Source organism: Amycolatopsis sp. CA-128772 (assembly GCF_002904295.1).
Taxonomy (GTDB): Bacteria; Actinomycetota; Actinomycetes; order Mycobacteriales; family Pseudonocardiaceae; genus Amycolatopsis.
The window spans coordinates 239,075-263,242 of the sequence record NZ_PPHG01000080.1 but is presented as its reverse complement, the minus strand read 5'-3'; the positions used below and the strand labels follow the sequence as shown (position 1 = coordinate 263,242).

Below are 24,168 nucleotides of genomic sequence, written 5' to 3'. Positions count from 1 at the left end.
GACATCCCTTAGCCCGGACGACCGCGGTCGCGAATTCCCCGGTCTGGAGAAGTGCCGGCATGTTGAGCGGCGACCAAGCGACCAGCTCGGTACACGTGCGCTCGAATTGCATGATGCCCGTCAGCTTCTCGTCGATACCCGTCGCGCCGCCGGTCAACCAGTTCTTTTCTTTGACGGCACGCGCGATCGCCATAATCATCTCAAATCGCGAACCCTCGATCCCGAGTTCGTCGAGAAGCCTTTTCACGTTGTCCGGGCCGGGGTCGCGTTTGTTGCTCTCCCACTGCGACAGGGTGTTGTGCGAGATGTTGAGCCGCCGCGCAAGGTCGGTGAGGCTGCCATGCGTCCGCGGGGCGTAAGCGTCCATCCGCGCCTGTTTGAGCGCGTCGCCGAGCGTCTCGGCGGCCGGCGTGTCGTACGTGGGCATGGCCGAACGGTAGTCCACCGTCACGCACCCGCGCGACTGAACCCGCACCCCCGCACTTGCATCGCGAGCAGGCATCCGTCACGATCGTCACGCAGCATTGAGACAGAACGAGACGGTTCGACGACGCGAGGACGCCCCCGTTATGCCCGCATACTACGCCGCCGTATTACCCCTACTAGGCGCACTCCTGCTGCTCGGGGGCGGATTCTGCCTCTACCTCGTGGTGAGTTGCATCCGCGATCGCCGCCGCGGGCGCGGCCTGTGATCGCGGCTACCGTCTCACAGAGTGCTGAGACGGTTGTGACCGGTCTCATCGGTCTCGCCCTTGTGCTGGTGATCGCCTTGCCCCTCTGGCGCTGGCACGACCGAGACCACTACCGACTTTGGTGCCGGCATTGCCGAGCGCGCCGCCGCCGCATGGTGGCGCACCTGCGCGCCCAACGTCGCACCCTCATGTCCGCCCGCGCGACCGGCGCCCCCGACGCCGGCCCCCTCGAAGCGCGGGCGGACTTCCACATTCGTGTGCGGGACCGGCGGTGTGTCCGCCCGCCGGTCCTGCGCACTCCCACCACCCCGCGGCGGCTTACTGACGGCCGCCGTTGCGTAGTCCCGAGCAGCTCGCGCACAACTGGGAGGAACACGCCGTGACCGAAGAGTCCTACGCCGAGTACGAACGAGCCCTAGGCGAGCTAGCGCGGATGGTCAACGAAGACGACGGGGCTCACTGGTGCCCGGAACTGGTTGACGACGTGCTGACCTACAACGGCGCGTACGTGCGCGGCGCCGGCGACGACGCCGAGCACCTCGGTACGCGAGTCGTCATCATCATGGACGCCGCGCGCGTACGCGCCGAGCAAAGGAACGCCGACGGTGATCCCGTGTGGCGCACCGCCGGGACGCTCGGGGACGTCGTCGAACGACTGCGCACGCTCGCCCGCCCGGGGGACCCCAAAGCGCCGGCGGTGGTTCTCCCAGAGGCCGACGGCGGGCACGCGCCCGGCGCCCCGTGACCGCGCCGGGCCTGCTCACGCTCATCGTGATCGAAGTGCTTCCCGTCGTCGCCGGCACGGTCGCCCTGTGGCGGTACGGCCGGCGTGACGCCGAGCTGCACCCCGAGCCGGTCGCCGAGCCCCGCCGGCCCGTCGAGCCGCACGAACAGCCCACGACCATGCTCCCGCGCGCCCGCTTCCCGCCGGCGCCGCCCGGGAGCACGTTCCCCCGGCACCGAGCCCCGCCCCCGCCCGCCGGCGCCGTCCCGGACCAACGGCGCCCGCCCGACGACTTTCCGCCGCACCGCGGCACCCTGTAAAACCCGAGAGGACTACAGCCCATGCAAATTGAGGGCTACGTACGCGTTGGCGCCGGAACGCCGGTCGAATTCGAATTAGATTCCGCCGAGGGTACGGCGCGGATAATTATCGGCCAGGACCGAATTAATAGCACGTTTTTGCATCTCGATTTCCGAGACTCCGTGTCATGGCTAAACTTTGTCAACGCTGTAGCTGCTGCAAATAAGACCATGCTAAATCAAAACAACGCGCTTGAGGCCGGCCCTACCGATACGCGAGCCGAATAATGCAAGACTCCGAAAATACGCGAATCGCGTGCGTGGTGACGAGAGTCGACCAGGGAGACAGAGTCTCCCGAGAGGTTTTCGAGCTAGACGGCTACATCGTGTTCCGGATCGGACCGCAAGACGGAAAAGCGCTGCTTATCCGCTGCGACGACCCCCAATGGTGCTACGACGCTGCTCGGGTGTTCGAGCTAGGCGGCGACCGACTCAAGCACGCGCAAATGATGAACGAAAGGGACCGACGTCTGTGACAGACGACAAACCGCCGACCGACGAAGCCGAACTAGCTCAGTGGTGTAAACGAAAGTACGAAAAAGACGGGCTCTCAATCCGCGGGGTAGCAGACGCAATCGGGCGCAGCTATGCCGAAGCCAACCGGCTACTCAAAAAGGCCGGCACCAAAATGCGACCGCCCGGGACCCGGCCCATTAAGCCCGATCCGGCACTAAGTAAGGCGTACAACCGGGGCGGATCAATCGCAGCCGCCGCCGCGAAATTCGGGCTCAAACCCGACGCCGCACGGCGGCGACTCCAGGCCGATCCCAACGTCACGATCCGCCGGCACGGTCCCGCGTTCAAGCCGCCGGCCGACGAGTCCGCACCCCCGACCAGCAAGCGGAGCAGGCCGACCGAATGAACGACGACCAGCTCAGCGCCGACACCCGCGGACTCATCCGCCGAGTAATCGCGGCGACCGCCCGCGCCATGAGCGCCAACCACCCGTGCGTCTTCGCACCGTGGGCCGTCGGCGTCGCCGCGCTCCCCACTACCGAGCACGCCCCCGGGCTCCACGCGCAGCTCCACGCCGCCGCGTTCGGCGCCGGGCTCGTCGGCGACCAGCTCGGCGCCGGCGCAGCCCCCGCAGACTCCGCGCCGCCCGGCGCGGGCAGCAACACCGACAGGAAGGACGACGACGAGTGACCGACGCCGAGCAGGAGAAACCCGCCGACCCGGTCGTCCCGGACTTGCCCGATGACGTGGTCGTCGCCGAGCCCGGCACCCCGGAAGCGGAAGCGGCGTGGCGCAAACACGCCGGGTGGTCGTGACCCCGCCCCGGCATGGCACGAGAACCGAAGGCGCGAGCCAAGCGGGACGCCGAGCGCGACGGCGCGCGCATCCCGAAGACTTGCAAACACGAACGCGTCTCATCCGAGTGGCTTACGCGCACGCAAGGCCACTGGGAAAAGGACACGTGCGACGACTGCGGCGACCAACGACGGCTTGAGTGGTTCCCGCGGCCGGGGCTCTTCTGAGCCCTATCGGAAACGTTCACGCGCGATGCACCCGACACGCGTCGCGCTTGAGCAGCCTGGACAGCCCGTGTAACCCTCGGGGTTGTCAGTGTGGGTCAAGTGTCCGCACAGGCGTTCCGAACGGTGCTGCGAGCTGTTCAACGGGGAAGACTCGCCGGCTGGCCACGTCCCGGCCCGGCGATACGCGAACGGCCCCCAACCCTTGCGGTTGGGGGCCGTTCGGACAATCAGCCACGGACCTAGTCCGCGCTCAAGCGCCGGGCGCGTCCGGTACGCATCCCTGTGCGGCTCGGCGGCGCATCCGCGGCCGGCGCAGCCAAGTCCGTGACGTACTCGCCGGCCGTCACCAGGCCGGGCAGATTGCCCGCGGCGAGCAGCTCGCCGACGCACCGGCGGAGCACTTCCGCCGCCGGCGAGTCCGCCGGCAACCCGTCCGCCGCCGCCGACCAGGCCGCGAGCAGCCGGTCACGCGCAACCAGCACGTCAACCGCCTCACGAGCGGCGTCCGCCCGCTTCGCAACGCCGTGCCGCGCTGCCCACTCGTCGAGCAGCGCGAGACGGTCGCCGAACGCAATGTGCGCCTTGCCGCCGATCGACGGCCGGCCGGGTCCGCGGCGAGGCTCGTCGCCGGTCACTCGCCAGACCCGTTCTCGAGGATTTTGGATCCGCGGCCGGCCCGCCGGCGCCGCCCCGCCGGCGCCGGACCGAAGACGACGAGCAGCGTGACCACCAGGACCAGGCCGAGCAGCTCGGCGACGCCGACGAGCACGCTCCCGCCCGTGACCACGGACACCAGGTGGCCCCACCAGGCGAAGACGGGACCGAGCACGTTCCCTAGGAATTCGAACATGCCGGCCATCATGACCACGCCAGACGCGAGAACCGAACCACCGTGACCCGCGTGTTGCCGTCTTCGGCGCTGCCCCAGAGTCGCGCGCCGATCATGGCCGGAAAGTCGTCCGTGGTCGTCTCGTCGAGCACCGTCGAGCACTGAGCCGTGTGGAGCTCGTCGACACCGTCGATTGTGTACCAAACGCTGTAGTAGCTGAACAGGCTCATGGTCCCTGTGTCCCTCTCAGTCGGTGGTCTTACATAAACGATATCGTTTATTACCGAGGGGGCGTTACACCAGTGCCAAGCCGGCCACCCCGCGCGTGCCGATGCGGCAACGTCGTACCCGCCGGCAAGCGGTGCCCGAGCTGCTCGCCGAGCTGGTCGAACCGGCCGGCATCGTGGGACGGCGGAAGTACCCGCCGATGGCGCCGCATACGAGCCGCTCAGCTAGCCGCACACCCGCTCTGTCAGACGGACGGGTGCATACGGCTCGCCGAGCACGTCGACCACGTCACGGCGCTCTCAGAGGGTGGCGACCGGTACGACCCGGCCAACTTGCAAAGCCTCTGCGTCGAGCACCACGCCGGCAAGACGGCCGACGAGTCCCGCCGAGCAGCCGCGCGGATACGCTCCAGCCGTGACGACTGACGACGAAAAAGCCGCCATCCGCGACCAGCTCGACCTAGCCGGCGCCGAATGGCACACCTACACCGCGCCGAGCGGCGCCACCGTCGAAGTTGCCTACGTCGACCACGCCGACGACGCCGGCCAGACCACCACGTACACCGTCGTCCGCGACGCCGCCGACCGCGGCAACCCGCTCGTCTACACCGCCGCCGAATGGGACGCGTTCGTCAAGGGCGTCGACGCCGGCGTATTCGACCCGCCCCAGTAACCCGGCCACCTTTCGTGCGCCGGGCAAACCGCACACGAAAGGACAGCCCCCCGTGAGCTTCTCTATGCACGCGTCCGGCACCGTCGCCGGCGCGCTCGACCAGCTCGACCAGCAGACCGTGACTGGCGACCCCTCACAGGCCGACCGGGTCCGCGAGTTCATCCGCGCCGAACTTGCCGACTTCCCCGAGCGTGACGGGCTCGGCGTCACCGTGCACGCGTCCGGGCACCACTCCGATACGAGCCGGAACGTGAGCATCTCTATCCAGCCCAACAACCTCACGGTCGACCGGTGATCGACACCACGGGGCGACACCCCGGCACTGTCCACATTGCCCGGTTCTTTGACGCCGACCACCTGTCGCGCGAGGACATGCGCACCGTCTCTCAGGCGTGCTGCGACCTCGCCGCCGACATGATCGGCAAGCTCGACGACGGCGCCGAGCTGAGCGCCGGACTTCGGAAGCTCCTCGAAGCGAAGGACTGTTTCGTGCGAGCCGTGCTCTAGACCCGAGCGGGGTAGCGCAGTCGGTAGCGCGCCGGGCTCATAACCCGGAGGACGCCGGTTCAAGTCCGGCCCCCGCCACGACGCCGCGGGTACCCACGGGCGCACGAGAGCGGCACCGGCAACCGGGTTCAACTCCCGGCCGTGCGCCCACACACACCAAACGGACCGGAGCAACCGTGAACACCCTGCGCGTGCTCGTGCTCTTGCTCGCCGTGCTGGTGCTGCTCACCGTCGGTCTACTTTGGACAGCACAGCAGCTCAGCACCCCCTAGGGGGGTCGGAATCACGGGGGCCGACGGCCGGACATTGCGCCCCGTAGTGACGCGCGCAGCGTGACGAATTGGCCGAACCGAGTTACCCAAACGAGTGATCCAGCACGGGAGGTGCGCAGGTGGCACGACCAGGCCGCGCGCCGAAGCCGACCGCGCTCAAGCTACTCGACGGCACCCGCGCCGACCGGATCAACCAGCACGAGCCGTTGCCGCGCGGGCTCCCGCCGGCGGCGCCGGCCGGGCTCGCCGACGACGTCCGCGACGTGTGGGACTACACGGTGCGCGAGCTGGATTCGATGGGGATCGCGTTCGCCGCGGACCGTGACGCGCTCGTCTGCTACTGCGAAGCCGTGGTGACGCACCGCCGGGCGTCCGAGCTGCTCGCCGTGTCCGACGTGCTCGTGACCGGCTTGCACGGCGGACAGGTCCGTAACCCGGCGCTACAGGTTCAGCGCGACGCCGCCGCGGTGGTCCGCGGGTACGCGCAAGAGTTCGGGCTCACGCCGAGCGCACGCACGCGGATCGAGCACAGGGCCGGCCCCGATGGCTCGGAAGAAAACCCGTTCGCCGGCACGGGCTAGCCGTGCTCGGCAGGCTGCGCCGGCCGACGGCGTCGAGCTGTCCGCCGCGGACGACAAGCGTCGTCGCCGGCTACTGCTGTCCCGCGAAGTCGCGTACTACCTGACGTCGCGCGGGATCCCGTGGCCCGACTGTCCGCCGAAGCTCAAGACGCCCGAGCCCGACGAGCAGCCCGGCGCCCGGTTCGACCCGGCGCGCGTTGACCGGGTGCTCGCGGTGTTCGGCCGGCTGCGCCACACGCAAGGCAAGTGGGCGGGCAACCCGCTCAAGCCGGACGCGTGGCAAGTCGCGTACGTGCTCGCGCCGGTTTTCGGTTGGGTGCACCAGAACGACGCCGGCGATTGGGTACGCGTCATCCGGCGCGTGTACGTCGATATCCCGCGGAAGAACGGCAAGACGACCACGGCCGGCGGGATCGCGACGTACCTCACGTGCGCGGACCGTGAGGCCGGCGCGCAGGTCTACGCCGTGGCGAGCGGACGCGATCAGGCTCGCTACTGTTTCGACCCGGTCAAGCAAATCGCCGAGCGCTCGCCGGCGCTGAGCCCGTACGTCAAGACGCTCGCGAGCCGGATCGTGCACAAGCCGTCGGGCTCGTACTTCGCGGTCGTGTCCAAGGTGGCCGATCTCTTGCACGGCGCAAACGTGCACGGCGCGATCATCGATGAGCTTCACGTACACAAGACGGCCGAGCTGGTCGAAGCCGTCGAGACCGGTACAGGCTCGCGGACGCAGCCGCTGACGGTGATCATCACGACGGCGGACGACGGCCGGCGTACGACGATCTACGCCCGCCGGCGCGAGTACGTCGAGCAAGTCGCGCGGCGCGCGCTCGCCGACCCGGGTCTGTACGGCGTGGTGTGGGCGTGCGATGAGGATGACGACCCGTTCGCGGAAAGCACGTGGCGCAAGGCGAATCCGGGGTTCGGGGTGTCGCCGACGCGCGAGTCTCTCGCGCAGGCCGCGCTACAGGCGAAGGCGTCGCCGGCCGATCTCGCGAATTTCCTCCGGCTGCACCTAGGCCGGCGGACGAAGCAAGAGACCCGCTACTACGAAATGGCCGATTGGGACGCGAACGCGTCCCTTGTGGACACGAGCAAGCTCCGCGGCCGGCGCGCGTTCGGCGGGCTCGACCTCGCGTCTACGTCCGACTTGCTCGCGCTGTGTTGGCTGTTCCCGGACGACGACGGCGGCTATGACGCCGTGTGGCGCTTGTGGACGCCCGAAGAGAACATCCCGAAGCTCGACAAGCGCACCGCGGGTTCCGCGTCGGCGTGGGTCCGGCAGGGGCTGATCACGGCGACGCCGGGCAACGTCGCGGACTACGGCTACGTGCGCGACGCGATCGCGCGGGACCTGGACGCATACGACGTTCAGGAAATCGCGTACGACCCGTGGAACGCTACGCAGCTGGTCAACGACCTGGTTTCGGACGGCGCCCCGATGGTCCAAATGCGACAGGGCTACGCGTCGCTTTCCGCGCCCACAAAGGAACTACAGCGGCTGCTACTTGAGGGCACGCCAGAACGTCCGGTGTTCCGCCACGGCGGCAACGCCGCGGTGCGCTGGCAGGTCGACAACGTCGCGGTTGCGATGGACCCGGCCGGAAATGTCAAGCCGGACAAGGGAAAGTCCGGCGACAAGATCGACGCCGTGGCAGCTGCGATCAACGCCCTCGCACGCGCGATGGCGTCGACGGGGCCGGCGCGAAGCAAGTACGAAGACGACGACCTGATGATCTTGGGTGGCTAAGTGTTCCGCAGGGAGCGTGACCGGCTGCTCCGGTTCGCGCTGCGCGACCGGTTCGCAGTCACGACAACGAACGGCGAGACGGTCGAAGGCGTGTTGTTCGACGTCGACGACCGCACGATCGTGCTCGCCGACGCCGCCGCGGTGAACGACCGAGGGACCCGCACGCCGCTTGACGGCTGGGTGTACCTCCCGCGCGCGCACGTGCTGTACCTACAGCGTCCACATGAGACCCGGGGAGGGTGATTCGTGTTCCTGTCGAACGGATCACCGGTGCCGGCACGTGTGCAGGGGCTCGCCGACGTTACGCCGATCTTCGCGGACGCGAGCTACTACGCGACGGATGGCCTGTCGCTGCTCAACCAGTTCGCGGCGTACGGCGAGCTGTACCGCCGGCAACTGTGGATCGGCGTTCTCGTGCGGAAGCTCGCGTTCGGCACGGCCCGGCTCCCGTACCGCGCGTACGCGATCACCGATGCCGGCACCGAGCAGCTTGCCGACAACGATCCGCTCGTGTCGCTGCTCGCGCGTCCCAACGACCAGCTCGACGCGTTCCGTCTGTGGCTGTGGACGTCGGCGACGTACGACGTGTACGGAGAGGCGTATTGGCTCAAGCTGCGTGACGACCGCGGGCGGGTGCGCGAACTACAGCCGATGCACCCGGCGAACGTGATCATCCGACGCGATGAGCTGGGAGAGCTGGTCTACTTCTACAGCGCCGGCGTACGTGACGTGTCGCTGCTCCCGCCGATCCCAGCCGCGGACGTGGTGCCGTTCACGGCGTACAACCCGGACACGCTCGTGCGCGGACTCTCCACTTTGGAGGGACTCCGCGAGACGCTCTACAGCGAAGACGCCGCCCGCCGCGCGACAGCGTCGTTCTGGCGGCGCGGGGCGCGACCGTCCATCGCGCTCACGCACCCGGCGACCCTGTCGAAGCCGGCGCAGGACCGGCTACAGGCCACATGGGACAGCAACCACACGGGCGCCGACCTCATGGGCGGCACAGCGATTCTCGAAGAGGGGTTGACCCCTCACGTGCTCCAGCTCTCCGCCGAAGAGATGCAGTACGTCGAGACGCGCAAGCTCAACCGCGAGGAAGTGTGCGCCGCGTACGACGTTCCGCCGCCCGTGGTGCACATTCTCGACCGGGCGACGTACTCGAACGTCACCGAGCAGATGCGCAGCATGTACCGCGACACGATGGCGCCCCGGCTCAACATGTTCGAGTCGGCCGTTGCTCACCACCTGGTCCCGGACTTTGACCGGTCCGGGAAGACGGTCGCGAAGTTCGACCTTGACGAAGTGCTGCGCGGCGATTTCGAGACGCGCTCGACTGCCGTGCGCGAGCTGATCAGCTCGGGCGTCATGATGCCGGCCGAAGCCCGGCCGTTGTTCAACCTGAACCCGGCCGGCCCCGAAGCGGCGCAGCTTTTCGGCAACGCCGCGCTCGTGCCGCTCGGCTCGAACGCGACGCCGCCCGGCGTCGACGACCAGGGCAACGCGCTCCCGCGGCCGGCTCCGACTCGCCGGCCGCCGGCGCTCCCGGCCGGGGAGGGCCAGGCGGACGACGGGGCCGGCCAGACCCGCGCGTACGACCTCCGGTCGCTGGCCGGCCGTCTCGGGCGCGTCAAGGGACAGCGCGACGCGCTCAGGTCCCGGCTCGCGGACGAACACCGCGCCGCCATCTCCGAGTACTTCGGCCGGCAGGGCACCGCCGTACAGGCCGCTCTAGCCACGAAGGACGCGAGCGGCCTGGACGCCGCCTACTGGGCCGGCGAGCTGGCAACCCTGTTCGGCACGCTCGGCGACGCTACGGCGCGGATGCTCGGCGCCGCCGTCGCGCAGCAGCTCGGCGCCGACGACTACGACCCGGCCACGCTCGCCGCGTGGATCGCGGCCGGCGCGAAGGTAGCCGCCCGCGGCGTCACGGACGTAACCGAGCGCGAGCTAGCCCGAGCGCTCACCGATGCGTCCGACCCGGCCGGCGCCGCCCGCGACTACTTCGGCGGGCTCGACGGCCGCGCCGAGCAGCTCGCCGCAACCCGGGTGACCGTCGTCGGCGGCATGGCCGAACACGAAGCCGCCGCGTGGGCCGGCGCCCACACGAAAACGTGGCACGCCGGCCGGCACCCCCGCGTGTCTCACGAAGCGATGGACGGCGAGACGGCGCGGATGGGAGCCCGGTTCTCCAACGGAATGACCGGCCCCGGCGACCCGGCCGGCGGCGCCGACGAGTGCGCCGGATGCAACTGCTACCTCACGTTCACCGGAGAGTGACCCATGCCCGACGTGATCCTTAAGGACGCGGTCGCCGCGATCGAGCCCGGCGACGACGACGAAGAGAGTCCACACGGGACGTTCGACGTGATCCTGTCCGCGCCGGTCAAGGATCGCGACGGCGAGACGATCAAACCGGACGAGTGGGAAACCCCGCTGCCCGAGCACATCACGTTCGACATTGACCACGGGATGAGCGTCGCGAGCACCGTCGGTTCCGGCCGGCCGTCCATCGATGATGACGGCAACCTGCGGGTCTCGGGCACGTACGCGTCGACCGAGCTGGGCCAGAACACACGCGCACTCGTCAACGAACGGCATATTCGGACGACGTCCGTCGCGTTTCTGCGCAAGTCCGAAAAGGATGCGAAGGGGACTGCCAAGGTTCGGCGCGAGCTGCTCAATGGCGCGTTCGTCGCGGTGCCGGCCAATCCGGCGGCGCTGGTCCTGTCGAGCAAGGCTCTCGCCGGCAAGGCTGGCCGGCGCAACTCCGCCGCCGACGCCGAGACGATCCAGGCGATTCACGATCACGCCGGCAAGCTCGGCGCGAGCTGCGGCGACGGCAAGGCCGTGCGCCTGGTCAAGACGGCCGCTGACCACCTGTCCGAAGACGTCGCGTCGCGACTGGGCGACGTCGACCCGACCACGCTTCCCGAGCCCGTGCGCGCTGCGCTCGCCGAGCTTGGGCTTATTGACCCGGACGACACCGAATCGTCCGCCGCGGGTGAGTCCGCCGAGGAATCCGCCGCCGAACAGGCCGCCGAGGAAACCGCCGACGACGCCGCCGCCGACCGTGCCGCGCTTGCGTTGCGCGCTCGTCGCATCCGGGCAGTGTCCGCTATCACCGCTACGGAGGATTGATCATGCCTACGCTTGCCGAGTCGCGCGAGAAGGTGCGCGAGCTTGCGGCGAAGATGCTTGTCGTCGTTGAGGATTCCAAGCTCAGCGACGCCGAGAAGATCAAGCAGCTCGACGTGTTCGAGCCGGATCTCAAGGCCGCACAGGACGAAGTCGCTTCCAAGGAAGCGGTCGACCGTCGCAAGTCCGAGATTTTCAAGGCCGCCGGCCGCAAGGGCGACAACGACGCCGGCGGCGAAGGCGACGACGAGAAGAAGAACCGGGGCGGCTATCACACGCTCGGCGAACAGTTCGTCAAGTCGTTGGGGTACAAGAACCTGGTTGAGCAGGGTCTCAAGGGCGGTCGCTGGACTTCCGGTGACGTCGAGCTTAAGACGACCCTCACCGAGGGCACCGCCGGAACCCCGGGCGGTGGCTACGACCTGGTGACCACCCCGCCCAACGTGCTTCCGGGCATTGTGGACATTCGCTTTCGGCCGCTGTTCCTTGAGGACCTCCTGCCGAAGGGCGCGACGTCGTCGCCGCTTATCCGCTACCTCGTTGAGGAAGCGGTCACCAACGCCGCCGCCGCGGTCGCCGAAGGTGATCTCAAGCCCGAGTCCGCGCTGAGCTTCACGACCGTTGACGAGACGCTGCACAAGGTTGCGACGTTCCTCCCGGTCACTGACGAGATGCTTGAGGACTGGACTCAGATTCGGTCCTACCTGGACGCTCGTCTCCAGCTTTTCGTTCGCCAGGCCGCGGAAGCTCAGCTTCTCAGCGGCGACGGCACCGGCGCGAACATGGTCGGTCTCCTGAACCGGCCGGGTCTCGCGGCGACCGTCACCAAGGGCACCGCGCCGAGCGCCGCCGGCGACAACAACATGGACACCGTCTATCGCCAGATCACGGCGATTCGTCAGAACGCGTTCATGGAGCCGGACGGGATCGTCATCAGCCCGACCGCGTGGCAGGAAATCGTTCTGAGCAAGAACGAGCAGGGTGCGTACTACGCGAACGGCCCGTTCATGGGTGTTCAGCCCGAAACCCTTTGGGGCAAGCGGGTTGTGCAGACGGCCGCGATCGCGTCGGGCAAGGCGCTCGTGGGCGCGTTCGCGCAGGGCGCGCAGATGTTCGCCAAGGGCGGGATCACCGTCGAGGCGAGCAACAGTCACGCGGACTACTTCCAGCGGAACAAGACTGCGATTCGCGCTGAGCGTCGGCTCGGGCTCGCGGTCTACCGCCCGGGAGCGTTCGGGCTCGTCGCCGGGCTCTGATCCCAACCGATCCGGACGCCCCGCCCCACCCCCCCATCCCTCGCGGGCGGGGCGTCCACCCCGGAGAGGCACACACCATGTCCCGAAACACCCCGAAGCGCGTGCGCTCGACGGGCGCCGTCGAGACGCCGGCCGGCGACGTCGAGACCACGGCCGCGATCGGCCGGCCCGAGTCGACGGGGGCCGTCGAGTTCTCTCACGCCGAGCCCGTCGAACACACCGCGAGCCACCTGAGCGAAGACGTCACCATCCGGCAGGAACCGCCCGGCGAGCCGTTCACGTCGTCCGTCGGGTGGCTCAGCGAAGCCGAGTCGAAGGTTGTCCAGCCCGCGGAAAAAAACTCGAGCGCGGGCAAGCCGGCGCCGGCCAACTCGCCGGCGGAGACGAAGGGCGCTCGTGTCGACGGGCCTCGCAAGTCCTGACGACCTGACGGCGTACTTGGGCGTCGAGCCGCCGAGCGCTGAGCAAGCCGCGTTCCTGCTCGCCGCCGCGACCGCCGTCGTCCGGTCCTACTGCGGGTGGTCCATCACGAAGACGGAGGACGTCACCGCGTGGACGGTGGACAGCCGCGGGGGTGCCGTGCTCACGGTCCCGACGCTGTACCTGCGTTCAGTCGTCGCCGTCATCGTGCGGGGGACGCCCGTAGACCTGTCTGAGATCACCTTCAGCGCGTCGGGCGTGCTGGTCCGGCCGCGCCACCCGTGGCCGGTCGGTCTCGGCTCTGTGGCCGTTCAGGGGACGCACGGGTACGACCAGGCGCCGGCCGACGTCGTCGCCGTCGTGTGCTCGCTCGCGTCCCGCGGCGTCGCGCTCGCCGGCAAGGGTCCCGTGACCAGCTACCGCGTGGGCGGTGTCCAGGTGAACTACGCCGCGAACGGCGTCGACGCGACCGGGCTCAGCACGACCGAGACGGCCGTTATCGACGGCTACCGACTGCGGGAAGCGCGGTAACCCGTGTTCCCGCTCGGCACGCTCACGGCCACCGTCGTGCACATCGAAACCAACGACTACGGCGACCGCACCGAGACGGGCCGCGCCACCTACGCCGGGTGCGTGGTCCAGCCGCTCAGCACCGTCGAGCAGCTCGACACCGGTGACCAGGTGGTGACGCGGTGGACGCTCTACGGCCCGCCGCTGCTCGACGCGAGCCCGACGGACCGGATCGAAGTCGCCGGCGACACGTACGAGCTTGACGGAGATCTCCAGCTCTGGCGCGGGCTCGACGGCCGGCCGCATCACGTTGAGGCGTTCCTACGACGGGTCAAGGGGTGAGCAATGGCGACTGATATCGAGTTCCGCGCGGACGTCGAGGGGATCAACCAGCTCGCGAACGGCCCGGAGGTACACGCACTGCTGCGGGCGCGAGCTCAACTCGGCGCTCAGTTCGTCCGCGGCGCCGCGCCGGTCGACACGGGCGCTTACCGGGCCGGCGTCGACGTCGTCGACGTCGGGCGCGGTGGTCCGCGGCGCGACCGCGCCGAGGTACAGCTACGCGCCAACTCGGGTGACGCGGTGTTCGTCGAGTTCGGCTCGCACGGGCGCCCCGGCCGGCACTTGCTCGCGCGCGCCGTCGACGTGATCGAGCACGGCTGACCGTGGTCGACAAGCTCGCACCGTTTCCCGACGCGGAAACGGTTGTCATGACAATGCTCGCGCCCATCGCGCACACCGTGACGTCGACCCCGCTCCCGCTCACGCCGCCGATGATCCGCATTCAGCGCGTCGGCGGGGCCGATGACCGGCTCACCGACTTTCCGCGGATCGAAGTCGCCTGCTACGGCGCCGACCGCGCGCAAGCGTGGGACCTCGCCGAGCAGTGCCGGCAAACGATCCTCGCGAGCCGAGCGACGGTCGTCGGCGGCGTGCTCGTCGACAACGCCACGACCGACACCCCGGCGCAGCAGATCCCGTACGACGCGCCCGACGTGCGTCGCGTCGTCGCGTATTACCGGCTCGCGTGGCGCCGCCCGCGCAGCACCTGACCGAAATCCGAACGTCCATTTTGGAGGGCTCGCGTGACTACGCCCACGACGACCACGTATGACGAGCTGAAGAATCTTCAGAACGACTTGATTCGCAAGGCGCTTGAGGGATCGGTGTTCTTCGCGCCGTACGCGTCGAGCCTGCCGACCGCGCTCACCGCCGGCGCGTCCGCCGGGCTCGTGCCGCTGCCCGACGGCTACGGCGATATCGGCTGGTGCGACAAGGGGGACGGCGCCACCTGGTCCCGGTCCGTCGACACGTCCGACGTGACGTCGTGGGGCGCCGTCGAGCCGACCCGGCGCGATATCACCAAGCAGACGAACGGGCTCAAGATCACGGCGCAGGAAACGAAGCGCTCGACGATCGAGCTGTACGAAGGCGTCGACCTGTCGACGACCGTGCCGGCGCCGACCACGGGTGAGATCACCTTTGACAGCCCGGCCCGCCCCCAGACGCGCTACTTCCGCGTGCTGGGACTGTTTCAGGACGGCGTCGGCGCGGACGCGATCTACGTCGCGAAGCTGCTCCCGAAGGCCAACGTCACGGACACGGGCGACCAGAAGTGGACCGACGGGGACGACCCGGTCGGGTACGAAGTAACGCTCACGGCCAACTACGACGAAGTCTCGAAGACCGCCATTCGGCATTTCTTCGGCGGTCCCGGTTGGCGCTCGCGGCTCGAAGACATGGGCTTTCCGGCTGTTACGCCGTGACCGAAGCCGCGGCGCGGCGTCGAGCTGCCCCGGGGGGCCGGCCGGCGCCGCGCCGCACCCGAACACTTCCCACCGTCCCGAAAGGACACCCCGCCATGCCCATGCTCAAGTCTCCCGCCGGTGACCTGTACCGCACCGACGACGACGCCGAAGTCAACACGCTCGTCGTCGGACACGGATACAGCGTGCTTCCGGACGACGAGCAGCCGGCCGGCGACGAGCCGGACCAGGCGCCGGCCGATCCCGAGCCCGCCGCCGAGCCGGCCACACCGACCGAGCCCGCCGAGCCGGCGCCGGCCGAAACCGCCGGCCCGACCACCGAGTGACAACCGCTCTACACGGAGGAAAGCCCCCCATGCCGAAGTCTTTCAAGTGGGATCGCTACGTCAGCGACGCCCGTACCGAACCGTTTGTGCTTGAGCTGAACGCCGATGACGCGATCAGCATTCCGGCGCCGGACGGCGAAACCGTTCTGCGCATTGAGGAATCGCGCAGCTCCCGCGCCACGCTCAAGCTGCTCTGTGGCGAGCACTACACCCGCGTGAGCGACCTGATCAGCGTTGCGCCGGCCGGCGTACTCACGTCGCTCGTCTCCGACATGGTCGACCACTTCGGACTCAACGCGGAACCGCCGGGGGGTTCGCTGGCCTCGTCGCGCTGATCGAGCAGCACGGCGAGGCTATCGAGTACGACCTACAGGCCGAGCTAGGCGTTGACCTACTCGACTACTTCCGGGCACGCCGGCCGTGGCCGCAACTCTGGCGCTTCCTCGAACGGATGCCGGACCACGCGCATTACAAAGTGGCGCTACAGGAAGACATTGACCTAGCGCGCCGCGCACGCGAGCACGCGAAGGGCAAGCCGAGCCGGCGCCCCAGAGTCGCCGGCCAGGTGTGGACGCCCGAGCGCGCCGCGCTCACCGACGTCGCGGACATTCTCTTGCGCGTACTGGCTTCCCTTGAGGCGCAACGAACCGGCAAGACGAGCAAACCGCAATCGATGCCCCGGCCGCTCACCGCGGCTGCGCGACTCGACCAGCTCGACGCCGCACAGCGGCACCGCGACCGCGTCCGAATGATGCTGCCCCACCAAGGGAGGTGACCCCGTGGCGTACTCCGCCGGCGCTGCGTACGTCTCAGTCCTCCCGAGCTTCAAGGGGTTCAACACCGCGGTAAAGGCCGGGCTCACCGAGCAGCTCGGCGGGCTCGGGACACAGCTCGGCGCGCAGCTCGGCGGCGAGCTGAGCGCGTCCTTTGTGCCGGCCGCACGCAACGTCGGCGCCGAGCTGGAATCGGCGGCGAACCGCGGCACCGCGGCAATGACGACGCTCGCGCGGGGAACCGCGCCCGTGCTCGACAAGCTCGCCGCGGTGTCGCCGATCCTCGGGCGCGTCCGAGACGGCTTCACCACGTCGGAAGCGGCCGTGTCGGCGTTCAGCGGCACCGCCGGCACGCTCGGCGGCAAGCTTCGGACCGTCGTCGACGTCACGAACGAGACGGCCGCCGGGTTCGGCAAGATGGGCAAGCAAGCCGACACCGTCCTACAGCGCGTCGGCTCGCGAGTGCAGTCGGCCGTCACGGCGCCCGTCCGCGCGGCCGGCGACGCGCTCGGCTCGTTCGGCCTGTCGGCCGGCTCGGCGTTCACCGTGGCCGGCGTCGCCGCCGTGACGATGGGTATCAAGTTCAACGCGTCGCAGGAATCCGCGACGATGGCGTTTACGACCATGCTGCACAGCGCCACACAGGCGCGCGACTTCATGGCTCAGCTCACGCAGTTCGCCGCACAGACACCTTTCGACTTGCCCGGGGTCACCAGTGCCGCGCAAAAGCTTATGGCGTTCGGGTTCCAGGCTCGGGACGTGCTTCCGACGCTCACAGCGATCGGTGACGCCGTGTCCGGGCTCGGCGGGTCCACAGAGGCCATCGAGCGCGTAACGACCGCCATCGGCCAAATGAGCGCCAAGGGCAAGGTTCAGAGCGACGAAATCCTACAGCTCACCGAAGCCGGAATCCCGGCGCTGCGCATCCTCGCCAATCAGTACGGCGTGACGACCGGCGCGATGCAGGACATGGTGACGAAGGGGCTTGTCCCGTCGAGCGAAGCCGTGCCGAAGTTGCTCCAGGGCATCGAACGCGGCACGAGCGGCGCCGCCGGCGAGACGACGGCGTTCGCCGGCATGATGAGCCAGCAGGCGACGACGATCACCGGCGTCTGGTCGAATTTCGTCGACAATTTCAACCGTGCCATGGGAAATCTCATGGCGCCGGCCATGCCCGGGATCAAGTCGGCGCTTACGTGGCTCACGACGCAGCTCGGCACCCTGCCCGGGTGGTTCGAGCGCGTGCGCGCCGTCGCCGCACCCGTGTTCGCTCAGCTCGTCCCGGTGTTCCAGGCCGTCGGCTCGTTCGTCATGACGTCCGTCGTGCCGGCCCTGCGCAACCTGTGGACCGCGGTACAGCCCGTGGTCGTGATCGTCGGCGGCGCGCTGCTCGCGGCGCTGCGACTGGCCGGCTCGATCCTGTCCACTGTGGTCGGTCCGGCACTCGTCGCCGTGTCCGGATGGGTACGCCCCCTCATGCCGATCGTCGTCGGCATCGCTGCGGCGTTCGCCGGATGGTTCGCGATCGGACTCGCCGTTACGTCCGTCGTCCGCGCCGTCGCGTTGCTGCGAACGGTTATTGTCGGCGTCACGGTTGCGTGGCGCATCTTGAGTCTCGCGTTCTCAATCAGCCCGATCGGTGCGATTATCACGCTCGTCGCCGCGCTGGTCGCCGGCGTAATCTACGCGTGGACGCATTTCGAAGGCTTCCGCAACGTCGTGCTCACCGCCTGGTCCGCAATCCAGACGGCCGCCTCGTTTACCTGGAATTCGATTCTCAAGCCGGCGTTTGACGGAATCGTCACCGCGGTCAAGGCGGTCGGCTCGTTCTTTTCGTGGCTTTGGGGAATTGTCTCGCCGATCCTGTCGGCGATTGGGCTTGCGGCGCGCATTCTCGCCGCGATCATCATTACGGTCGTCGTGACGCCGATCGTGCTCGCGTTCAAGGTTTGGGCCGCGATCATGACGTGGCTCTACAATACGATCGTAAAGCCGATCATTGACTTGATTGCCGCAATTTTCGTCGGATTCTACAATCTTGCGATCAAGCCGATTGTTGACCTGATCGTTTTGGGAATTCGCGCAGTTGGCGCGGTGATCGATTGGCTGTGGCCGGTTTTTCAGCGCGCGACTGCGATTATGGGTGCTGTAGTTGCCGCGCTGTACAACATTTTCATCAAGCCGTACGTGGACGGCGCAGTTGCGCTTTTCCACGGTCTCGGCTGGGTGTTCGGACAGGTCGCCGACGGTATTCAGTGGGCGCTCGGCAAGCTCGGCGATTTCTTTTCGTGGATCGGCGGCAAGATTCACACTGCCTGGGACGCGGTCGGAAACGTAGTGCGGTCGGTCTACACCGATCACATTAAGCCGTACATGGATAAGGGCGCCGACGCCGTCCACTGGATCGGAAACGCGTTCGACTGGGCCATTGATCACATCTCGAAAATCTGGGACCAGGTCAAGGGAATTGCCGCGAAGCCGGTCAATTTTATCATCGATTTTGTCTACAACAAGGGAATCCGGGCAGTCTGGAACTGGGTTGCTGACTTGCTGGGACTCGGCAAGCTCGCGCCGGCCGGACTGATCACATTCGCCGGCGGAGGCGTGCTCGACGGCTTCGCGCCCGGCCGCGACGTCGTTCCCTCGCTGCTGTCACCTGGTGAGGCCGTGCTCGTGCCTGAGCTGGTCCGCCAGATCGGGCCGGCGAACATCATCGCGGCGAACGCGGCGGCGTCCAACGGCCGGCCGGCGACCGTCGTCGGTGGGGGTCGGTTCGCCGGCGGTGGAATCGCACGGTTCGCCGGCGGGGGCGTCGTTTCCGACTTGCTCGGGTTCATCGGCGACATTGGCTCTGACGTCGTCGACATGTTCTCTGACCCCGTCGGCTGGATCGGCTCGCACATCGGGGCCGGCGCATCGCAGTGGGTTTCGATGCTCGCCAAGATGCCGGCGACGCTGATCGACAAGTCCGTTACGTGGCTTTGGGACAAGATCACCGATTGGATCAATCCGTTTTCGTCGAGTGGTGGCGGTGGCGGAAACGCGAGCCTTGCCGGCTGGATCGCGCAGGCAATGGCGCTTACCGGCGTCCCGGCGAATTGGGCTGGTCCGCTCAACACGCTTATTATGCGCGAGTCCGGCGGTAATCCACGGGCTATCAACTTGTGGGACAGCAATGCTCAGGCCGGCCATCCGTCGCAGGGCCTTATGCAGACGATTCCCGGAACGTTCGCCGCGTACCGCGACCCGCGGTTGCCGAACGATATCTACAACCCGGTCGCGAACATCGTTGCGGGCATTAATTACATCCGTTCGCGCTACGGCTCGATTTTCAACGTTCAGCAGGCCGTCGGATCGACGCCGAAGGGCTACGACTCGGGCGGCTGGCTGCCCCCGGGCTATTCGACCGTCTACAACGGCACTGGCCGACCGGAAGCGGTGTTTACGGCGGACCAGTTCGACGTGATCACCGCGGCGGCGAGCGGGTCCGTCGGCGGCGAATTCTCCGGCGTGCTCGTGCTCGACTCCGGCGAGTTTCTCGGCGTCGTCCGCGGCGAAATCGCGCAGTCCAATGACGCGCTCGGCACCGCGATTGCCACCCGCACCCGCATCTAAGCCGCCTAGCGGAGGAAACGCTCGTGTACGAAATCCGTGTTCCGATGAACTACGCGTTCGGACAGCTCACCAACGCCGGCGCTATCTCGGATACAACTCTGACGTCGACTGACTTTGCGGGGTTCCCGTCGAACCTCTCGACGACGGTCTATATCCCGCTTACGCTCCAGGACCCCGCGAATAAGGCGTTCGAGATCGTTTGGGCGACCGCGCACGCCGCCGGCTCGTCCACCCTGACGATCATCCGGGGGCGGGAGGGCACCGCGGCGCGCGCGTGGCCGGCGTCGACGCTTTGGGCGTGCGCGCCGACACTGCGGGACGCCGTGCTCCCGGTCGTCAACTCCGCCGCGTTGCCGGCGGACCCGCACATCGGGTTGCGCGTGCTCCAGCAGGACACACAGCAGATGCTCGAATGGTCTGCGGGTGGCTGGGCTTTGGAGCTGGGCAAGGGAATTCTGAACATCACGAAGCGCAACGTGGCCGACGCGATCGGGGCCGCGACGACGTTGATGGAGACGCTCGCGCTCTCCGGGTTGAAGGCTTCGCGCTGGTATAAGGCGGTTTGGACGTTCAATGCGAACGCGAGTGGCACCGTCAACCCGCCGAACGGTACTGCGAGTATCCACTTGTCGGCCGTCGGTGCGGCTGTGTCGACGGCGGACGCTGTGATTCGTACGGCCGGCGTGATCAATCAGAGCACGACGAGCCCCGGACTCTTGCTTGAGATGCCGTTCACCGTGCCGAGCGATGGCACGTACCAGCTCGGCTGTAGTGCGGCTTCGGGTGGCTCGTCGACGACGCTCAACTTTCTCGCGTCGGGGGCCGCCGGTGACACGAACGCGGCGAACCGGCGTGCGTTCTGGGTCGAAGACATGGGGCTTAAGTGATCCTCGCCCGTGACGCGTGGGGACGCGCTCCGTACGCGAGCGCGGAAGTGCCGGCCCCGCCGGTCACTCAGCTACCCCCGCCGGTGCCTGGGGGTACCACTCGGTACGTCGTCACCATGCAGGGCGGCGATTTTCCCTGGGCTATGGGCGGGTGGGCCGGCCCGGCGCTTCCGCTGCCAGCACTGCCCGGGGGGCTCGTGGTCGTTCCGGACTCGTCGGCCGGCGTCGTGCGCGTGCTCACCTGGTGGCCGGATGCCGCGATGCTCGAAGTCATCCGGCTCAACCCGGATGGGACCCGCACGCCGGTTCGCGGCGCCTACCCGGCGACGCTGCCCGCCGGCGCTACCCGACGCAACTACGCCACCAACCCGAGCGTCGAGCAGTCGCTAGCCGGCTACGTGCCGAGCGACGGCAACCCGACGCTCACGCAAACGGCCGGCGCGGCGGCCGGCACGTCGGCGCTGCGCGCCACGATCGCGGCGGCCGGCGCCGACGGCGTCGCGATCCCGCACGGCTTGCCGGCGTCGACGTTCGCAACGCTCGGGTTGGCGCTCAGGCTGTCCGCACGCGCCGCATCGGTGACGGTGTCGGTTGCGTACACCGACGCCGGCGGGGGCGCGCTCACGACGCAGACAGCCACCCTTACGGCCGACCAGGTAAACGCGTCGGTCAACACGTGGGCTCGACAGGTGGTGCGGGTCCAGGCGCCGGCGTTCGCCGCGACCGTCGGCACGGTCAAGGTGGTCGCCGGCGGGATGCCGGCCGGCGGGTACGTCGACCTCGACGCGGTCACCGTCGAGCAGGGGCAGACGGACGGGAGCTACGTCGACGGCGACCAGCTCGGCGGGCTCTGGACCGGCACGCCCGGTCTGTCGGCGTCGGTTGTTGCCGGCGTTCAGACCATCGTGGACGGCGAGGCACCGCAGGACGTGCCCGTCACGTACCTGGTGACGAGCCCGAGCTTTACCGGCGGCTCTGCGACGTCGCCCCCCGTCGTGCTCGACTCGAACGGCCGGACGTGGGTCACGCACCCGGCGAACCCGAGTGCGCCTCTCTGCTGCGACCCGGCGACGGCCCCGACGCTCACCCGGCCGGCCACGCAAGCCGCGTTCGCCGTACTCGGGCGCGGATACCCCGTCGTCGTCTCGGCGCAGCGCGGTTCGCCGACGGGCTCGCTCACGGTCAACACGCGCACGTTCGCCGAACGTGACGCGCTGCTCGCCGCGCTCGCCGACGGGTCACCGATCTACTTCCGCGCCCCGGGTGACTTCGGGCTCGGCTACGGCCTGTGGCTCGCGATCGGCGACGTCGGCGAGGACCCGGCCGGCCGCCCCCAGTGGCACCCCGGCCGCGTGCTGACCCTGCCGTTCACCGTCGTTGACGCCCCGCTCGGGCCGGCCACGATGGCGGCGTGACGTGTGGCCGATCTCGTCGACGGCGCAGAACGTCCTAACGGGCTCGCACACCATCGATGTGCGCGCGACCGCCTACACCGCCGGCTACGGCGCCGTGTCGCTTCCCGTGTCGTCCGGCTCGATCACCGTCGACGCAACGTCTCAGATTCGCCGTACGGGCACGATCGGCATCGCGGACCCGCTCTACTGGCCCGGCGACCCGCTCGCGATCCTGTCGCCGCTCGGGTCCGAGCTGCTCGTTGAGTACGGGATCGTCATCCCGCGCGCCGGCACCGAGTGGGTTCCGGTGATCCGCGGGCCGATCACCGAAGCTCGCCGGCAACGGCCGTACTCGTCGGGCGACGGCGCCGTGTCGGTCACCGTCAACGACCGGTCCGCGCTCGTCTCGCAGGCTCGGTACGAGCAGCCAACGCAGACCGTCGCCGGCGCGACGAACGTCGCCGAGATAGCCCGGATCATCCGGGAAGTAGTGCCGGCGTCGTCGGTCACCGACTTGACCGGCTCGGCGCAGGTGGCCGCACAGCTCGACATTGAGCGCGAACGGTGGGCCGACGGCGTCGAGAAGCTCGCCGACGCAATCGGGGCCGAAGTCTTCGCCGACCCCGTCGGCAATTTCGTCATCCGGACGACGCCGACCCTGTCGAACCCCGTCGCGTGGGTGATTGCGGCCGGCCGCAACGGCATTCTCGTAAGCAAGGCGGACACGCTCACTCGTGAGCTGACGTACAACGAAGTCGTTGCCTCTGGCCAACGAACCGACGGTACGCCGCCCGTGTTCGCCACCGTCGCCGACACCGACCCGACGAGCCCGACCTACATCGGCGGGCCGTTCGGCCGGCGTCCGCGGTTCTACTCGTCGCCGCTGCTCACCACCGTGGCGCAGTGCCAAAGCGCGGCGGCCGGCTTGCTCGCGCGGACGGTCGGGATGCACGCGACGGTGTCGCTCAGCGCGATCGTCAACCCGGCGCTCGACGCCGGCGACGTCGTCGCGGTGGTGCAGGGCAAGACGACCACGCTGCACCTGGTCGACACGCTCACGATTCCGCTGCGCGTCGGCGACGCGCAGTCGATCACCACGCGCTCACTGACTCTGCCGGCGGAAGCATGAAACCCGAACGCGCACTAGAGCAGCGCTTTACCGACACGTCCGAGCGGTTCCGCGTCGGACAGGTGTCGTCGGTCGTGGCGAACCAGCTGATCGTCACAACGTCCGGCGGCGCAAGCAAAACCGTTCCCCGGCTTGCAACGTGGACGCCCGCCGTCGGCGACGTCGTCGTCATCGCGCTCACGCCGGCCGGCTGGATCGCACTCGGCAAAATCGCCTAACGAAAGGAAACCCCGTGGCTAGCGGACTCATGGACATTCACGACCTCGCGCAGAACCCCGCGTTCGTGCGCCGAGTCACCGCGTCGGCCGTGTTCGCTGCTGTCCAGGTGGGCGGCGAAGAGTACGACGGTTCGCAGTACCGGATCATGCGGCGCGCGCTTGCTCGCAACGTCGTCACCGACCCGGAGACGTGGGGTGCCGTGTTCGCGTGGGGCGCCGCCGCCAACCCGGTGATCGAAATCGAGAGTGTTGACGGCGATATTCAGTACACCGTCAATTCGCTGTGGGACGCCGTCGCCGGCGCCTATCAGGCCACCAGCACGGCGCCCGAGCCGGCCGCGAGCTAGTGACGCCGTTCGGTACGCCGTGGCTCGCGTTCGCGGACACCCTGCGCGCGTTCTGTGTCGCCGGCGGGATCGCGCTCGCCGTCGGGGCCGGCTTCCGGCTGATCTCGCACGGCTCGACGAGCCCGACCGTCCGGTGTGGATACCTCGCGCTCGCGGTGCTCGGCGTATCCGCGATCGGGACGGAGTATCAACACCTTGGCGACCACGTGACCTACCGGTTGTGGTGCAACACGGCCGGCGTCGCGCTCGGGCTCGCGGCGGTCGTGCTCGCCGTACGCGAGCGGAACCGGTAGCGCGCCA

Annotated in this window: 34 protein-coding genes and 1 tRNA gene; 31 read left to right on the top strand and 4 right to left on the bottom strand. The window is 68.5% G+C overall.

Features of this window, described 5'->3' with window-relative positions; all coding sequences use genetic code 11:
* The coding region (locus C2L59_RS33990) for a helix-turn-helix transcriptional regulator (protein ID WP_158263129.1) at positions 1–427 on the bottom strand (427 nt) is incomplete at its 3' end.
* Between the two features lie 644 nt (positions 428–1,071).
* Here C2L59_RS33990 and C2L59_RS33985 point away from each other — a divergent pair.
* The 5 genes from C2L59_RS33985 to C2L59_RS49940 all read left to right on the top strand — a co-directional run bounded on the left by C2L59_RS33985 (position 1,072) and on the right by C2L59_RS49940 (position 3,046).
* Positions 1,072–1,437, top strand: a complete 366-nt coding sequence (locus C2L59_RS33985) for a hypothetical protein (RefSeq protein ID WP_146060472.1) — start codon at positions 1,072–1,074, stop codon at positions 1,435–1,437.
* A complete protein-coding gene (locus C2L59_RS33980) occupies positions 1,434–1,736 on the top strand; it encodes a hypothetical protein (protein WP_103353628.1) in 303 nt (100 codons plus the stop codon). Before C2L59_RS33985 ends, C2L59_RS33980 begins: the two co-directional genes overlap by 4 nt.
* Before the next feature lie 511 nt (positions 1,737–2,247).
* Complete coding sequence (locus C2L59_RS33970; RefSeq protein ID WP_103353626.1) at positions 2,248–2,637, top strand: helix-turn-helix domain-containing protein; 390 nt, start codon at positions 2,248–2,250, stop codon at positions 2,635–2,637.
* On the top strand, positions 2,634–2,921 hold the full coding sequence (locus tag C2L59_RS33965) for a hypothetical protein (RefSeq protein ID WP_103353625.1): 288 nt from the start codon (positions 2,634–2,636) through the stop codon (positions 2,919–2,921). Before C2L59_RS33970 ends, C2L59_RS33965 begins: the two co-directional genes overlap by 4 nt.
* Positions 2,918–3,046, top strand: a complete 129-nt coding sequence (locus tag C2L59_RS49940; RefSeq protein WP_255410326.1) for a hypothetical protein — start codon at positions 2,918–2,920, stop codon at positions 3,044–3,046. Before C2L59_RS33965 ends, C2L59_RS49940 begins: the two co-directional genes overlap by 4 nt.
* 446 nt (positions 3,047–3,492) lie before the next feature.
* Here C2L59_RS49940 and C2L59_RS33960 read toward each other — a convergent pair whose 3' ends face one another.
* From C2L59_RS33960 to C2L59_RS33950, 3 genes are read right to left on the bottom strand one after another with little or no spacing between them, the layout of a single operon-like run.
* A complete protein-coding gene (locus tag C2L59_RS33960; protein WP_103353624.1) occupies positions 3,493–3,888 on the bottom strand; it encodes a hypothetical protein in 396 nt (131 codons plus the stop codon).
* Positions 3,885–4,103 (bottom strand): hypothetical protein, encoded by a 219-nt coding sequence (locus C2L59_RS33955; protein ID WP_146060471.1) that lies wholly within the window; start codon positions 4,101–4,103, stop codon positions 3,885–3,887. Before C2L59_RS33955 ends, C2L59_RS33960 begins: the two co-directional genes overlap by 4 nt.
* Positions 4,104–4,111: 8 nt before the next feature.
* On the bottom strand, positions 4,112–4,312 hold the full coding sequence (locus C2L59_RS33950; protein ID WP_103353622.1) for a hypothetical protein: 201 nt from the start codon (positions 4,310–4,312) through the stop codon (positions 4,112–4,114).
* Positions 4,313–4,724: 412 nt separating this feature from the next.
* Here C2L59_RS33950 and C2L59_RS33940 point away from each other — a divergent pair, with 412 nt between their 5' ends.
* The 26 genes from C2L59_RS33940 (at position 4,725) to C2L59_RS33815 (ending at position 24,161) form a co-directional block, all read left to right on the top strand.
* Complete coding sequence (locus tag C2L59_RS33940; protein ID WP_103353621.1) at positions 4,725–4,982, top strand: DUF397 domain-containing protein; 258 nt, start codon at positions 4,725–4,727, stop codon at positions 4,980–4,982.
* Positions 4,983–5,034: 52 nt separating this feature from the next.
* Positions 5,035–5,277 carry a hypothetical protein gene (locus C2L59_RS33935; RefSeq protein ID WP_103353620.1) on the top strand — a complete coding sequence of 81 codons (243 nt, stop codon included), beginning with the start codon at positions 5,035–5,037 and terminating at the stop codon, positions 5,275–5,277.
* Positions 5,274–5,489 carry a hypothetical protein gene (locus C2L59_RS33930; RefSeq protein WP_199199380.1) on the top strand — a complete coding sequence of 72 codons (216 nt, stop codon included), beginning with the start codon at positions 5,274–5,276 and terminating at the stop codon, positions 5,487–5,489. The genes C2L59_RS33935 and C2L59_RS33930 overlap by 4 nt, the downstream gene beginning before the upstream one ends.
* A 5-nt stretch (positions 5,490–5,494) precedes the next feature.
* Positions 5,495–5,567: transfer RNA gene (locus C2L59_RS33925), tRNA-Met, on the top strand.
* A 313-nt stretch (positions 5,568–5,880) separates the two neighbouring features.
* Positions 5,881–6,342, top strand: coding sequence for a phage terminase small subunit P27 family (locus C2L59_RS33920; RefSeq protein WP_103353619.1), 462 nt, complete (start codon positions 5,881–5,883; stop codon positions 6,340–6,342).
* On the top strand, positions 6,305–8,092 hold the full coding sequence (locus C2L59_RS33915) for a terminase large subunit (RefSeq protein ID WP_103353618.1): 1,788 nt from the start codon (positions 6,305–6,307) through the stop codon (positions 8,090–8,092). Before C2L59_RS33920 ends, C2L59_RS33915 begins: the two co-directional genes overlap by 38 nt.
* Positions 8,093–8,335 (top strand): hypothetical protein, encoded by a 243-nt coding sequence (locus C2L59_RS33910; protein ID WP_103353617.1) that lies wholly within the window; start codon positions 8,093–8,095, stop codon positions 8,333–8,335.
* Positions 8,336–8,362: 27 nt separating this feature from the next.
* Positions 8,363–10,369: a phage portal protein gene (locus C2L59_RS33905; RefSeq protein ID WP_158263128.1), complete on the top strand. Its 2,007-nt coding sequence runs from the start codon at positions 8,363–8,365 to the stop codon at positions 10,367–10,369.
* A gap of 3 nt (positions 10,370–10,372) precedes the next feature.
* Positions 10,373–11,230, top strand: a complete 858-nt coding sequence (locus C2L59_RS33900) for a hypothetical protein (RefSeq protein ID WP_103353615.1) — start codon at positions 10,373–10,375, stop codon at positions 11,228–11,230.
* 2 nt (positions 11,231–11,232) lie between these two features.
* The gene (locus C2L59_RS33895) at positions 11,233–12,483 is read left to right on the top strand and encodes a phage major capsid protein (protein WP_103353614.1); all 1,251 of its coding nucleotides are present in this window, start codon (positions 11,233–11,235) and stop codon (positions 12,481–12,483) included.
* 77 nt (positions 12,484–12,560) lie between these two features.
* Complete coding sequence (locus C2L59_RS33890) at positions 12,561–12,905, top strand: hypothetical protein (RefSeq protein WP_103353613.1); 345 nt, start codon at positions 12,561–12,563, stop codon at positions 12,903–12,905.
* Positions 12,880–13,434: a hypothetical protein gene (locus C2L59_RS33885; protein WP_103353612.1), complete on the top strand. Its 555-nt coding sequence runs from the start codon at positions 12,880–12,882 to the stop codon at positions 13,432–13,434. Before C2L59_RS33890 ends, C2L59_RS33885 begins: the two co-directional genes overlap by 26 nt.
* 3 nt (positions 13,435–13,437) lie before the next feature.
* Positions 13,438–13,755, top strand: a complete 318-nt coding sequence (locus tag C2L59_RS33880; RefSeq protein WP_103353611.1) for a hypothetical protein — start codon at positions 13,438–13,440, stop codon at positions 13,753–13,755.
* 3 nt (positions 13,756–13,758) lie between these two features.
* Positions 13,759–14,076 (top strand): HK97 gp10 family phage protein, encoded by a 318-nt coding sequence (locus C2L59_RS33875; RefSeq protein ID WP_103353610.1) that lies wholly within the window; start codon positions 13,759–13,761, stop codon positions 14,074–14,076.
* A gap of 2 nt (positions 14,077–14,078) precedes the next feature.
* The gene (locus C2L59_RS33870) at positions 14,079–14,465 is read left to right on the top strand and encodes a hypothetical protein (RefSeq protein WP_103353609.1); all 387 of its coding nucleotides are present in this window, start codon (positions 14,079–14,081) and stop codon (positions 14,463–14,465) included.
* A 33-nt stretch (positions 14,466–14,498) separates the two neighbouring features.
* Positions 14,499–15,179, top strand: a complete 681-nt coding sequence (locus tag C2L59_RS33865) for a hypothetical protein (protein ID WP_146060470.1) — start codon at positions 14,499–14,501, stop codon at positions 15,177–15,179.
* A gap of 95 nt (positions 15,180–15,274) precedes the next feature.
* Positions 15,275–15,505, top strand: a complete 231-nt coding sequence (locus tag C2L59_RS33860) for a hypothetical protein (RefSeq protein ID WP_146060469.1) — start codon at positions 15,275–15,277, stop codon at positions 15,503–15,505.
* A 29-nt stretch (positions 15,506–15,534) separates the two neighbouring features.
* Entirely contained in the window at positions 15,535–15,840 is a 306-nt protein-coding gene (locus C2L59_RS33855; protein WP_103353606.1) for a hypothetical protein, read from the top strand.
* Between the two features lie 116 nt (positions 15,841–15,956).
* Positions 15,957–16,280, top strand: a complete 324-nt coding sequence (locus tag C2L59_RS33850; protein WP_103353605.1) for a hypothetical protein — start codon at positions 15,957–15,959, stop codon at positions 16,278–16,280.
* Between the two features lie 4 nt (positions 16,281–16,284).
* Positions 16,285–19,893: a tape measure protein gene (locus C2L59_RS50480; protein WP_103353604.1), complete on the top strand. Its 3,609-nt coding sequence runs from the start codon at positions 16,285–16,287 to the stop codon at positions 19,891–19,893.
* Between the two features lie 23 nt (positions 19,894–19,916).
* Complete coding sequence (locus C2L59_RS33840) at positions 19,917–20,780, top strand: hypothetical protein (protein WP_103353603.1); 864 nt, start codon at positions 19,917–19,919, stop codon at positions 20,778–20,780.
* Positions 20,781–20,977: 197 nt separating this feature from the next.
* Complete coding sequence (locus C2L59_RS33835) at positions 20,978–22,195, top strand: hypothetical protein (protein ID WP_146060468.1); 1,218 nt, start codon at positions 20,978–20,980, stop codon at positions 22,193–22,195.
* 1 nt (position 22,196) lies between these two features.
* Entirely contained in the window at positions 22,197–23,303 is a 1,107-nt protein-coding gene (locus tag C2L59_RS33830; protein ID WP_158263127.1) for a DUF5047 domain-containing protein, read from the top strand.
* A complete protein-coding gene (locus tag C2L59_RS33825) occupies positions 23,300–23,521 on the top strand; it encodes a hypothetical protein (protein WP_103353600.1) in 222 nt (73 codons plus the stop codon). Before C2L59_RS33830 ends, C2L59_RS33825 begins: the two co-directional genes overlap by 4 nt.
* Positions 23,522–23,535: 14 nt before the next feature.
* A complete protein-coding gene (locus C2L59_RS33820) occupies positions 23,536–23,868 on the top strand; it encodes a hypothetical protein (protein WP_146060467.1) in 333 nt (110 codons plus the stop codon).
* A complete protein-coding gene (locus tag C2L59_RS33815) occupies positions 23,868–24,161 on the top strand; it encodes a hypothetical protein (protein WP_103353598.1) in 294 nt (97 codons plus the stop codon). Before C2L59_RS33820 ends, C2L59_RS33815 begins: the two co-directional genes overlap by 1 nt.
* The last annotated feature ends 7 nt before the right edge of the window (positions 24,162–24,168 follow it).

Bases quoted from the DNA above. Each gene is read 5' to 3' on its own strand.
- C2L59_RS33965 (WP_103353625.1), top strand. From the start codon at position 2,634: ATGAACGACGACCAGCTCAGCGCCGACACCCGCGGACTCATCCGCCGA.
- C2L59_RS33955 (WP_146060471.1), bottom strand. From the start codon at position 4,103: ATGTTCGAATTCCTAGGGAACGTGCTCGGTCCCGTCTTCGCCTGGTGG.
- C2L59_RS33950 (WP_103353622.1), bottom strand. From the start codon at position 4,312: ATGAGCCTGTTCAGCTACTACAGCGTTTGGTACACAATCGACGGTGTC.
- C2L59_RS33915 (WP_103353618.1), top strand. From the start codon at position 6,305: ATGGCTCGGAAGAAAACCCGTTCGCCGGCACGGGCTAGCCGTGCTCGG.
- C2L59_RS33900 (WP_103353615.1), top strand. From the start codon at position 10,373: ATGCCCGACGTGATCCTTAAGGACGCGGTCGCCGCGATCGAGCCCGGC.
- C2L59_RS33895 (WP_103353614.1), top strand. From the start codon at position 11,233: ATGCCTACGCTTGCCGAGTCGCGCGAGAAGGTGCGCGAGCTTGCGGCG.
- C2L59_RS33890 (WP_103353613.1), top strand. From the start codon at position 12,561: ATGTCCCGAAACACCCCGAAGCGCGTGCGCTCGACGGGCGCCGTCGAG.
- C2L59_RS33875 (WP_103353610.1), top strand. From the start codon at position 13,759: ATGGCGACTGATATCGAGTTCCGCGCGGACGTCGAGGGGATCAACCAG.
- C2L59_RS33860 (WP_146060469.1), top strand. From the start codon at position 15,275: ATGCCCATGCTCAAGTCTCCCGCCGGTGACCTGTACCGCACCGACGAC.
- C2L59_RS33855 (WP_103353606.1), top strand. From the start codon at position 15,535: ATGCCGAAGTCTTTCAAGTGGGATCGCTACGTCAGCGACGCCCGTACC.
- C2L59_RS33850 (WP_103353605.1), top strand. From the start codon at position 15,957: ATGCCGGACCACGCGCATTACAAAGTGGCGCTACAGGAAGACATTGAC.
- C2L59_RS33825 (WP_103353600.1), top strand. From the start codon at position 23,300: ATGAAACCCGAACGCGCACTAGAGCAGCGCTTTACCGACACGTCCGAG.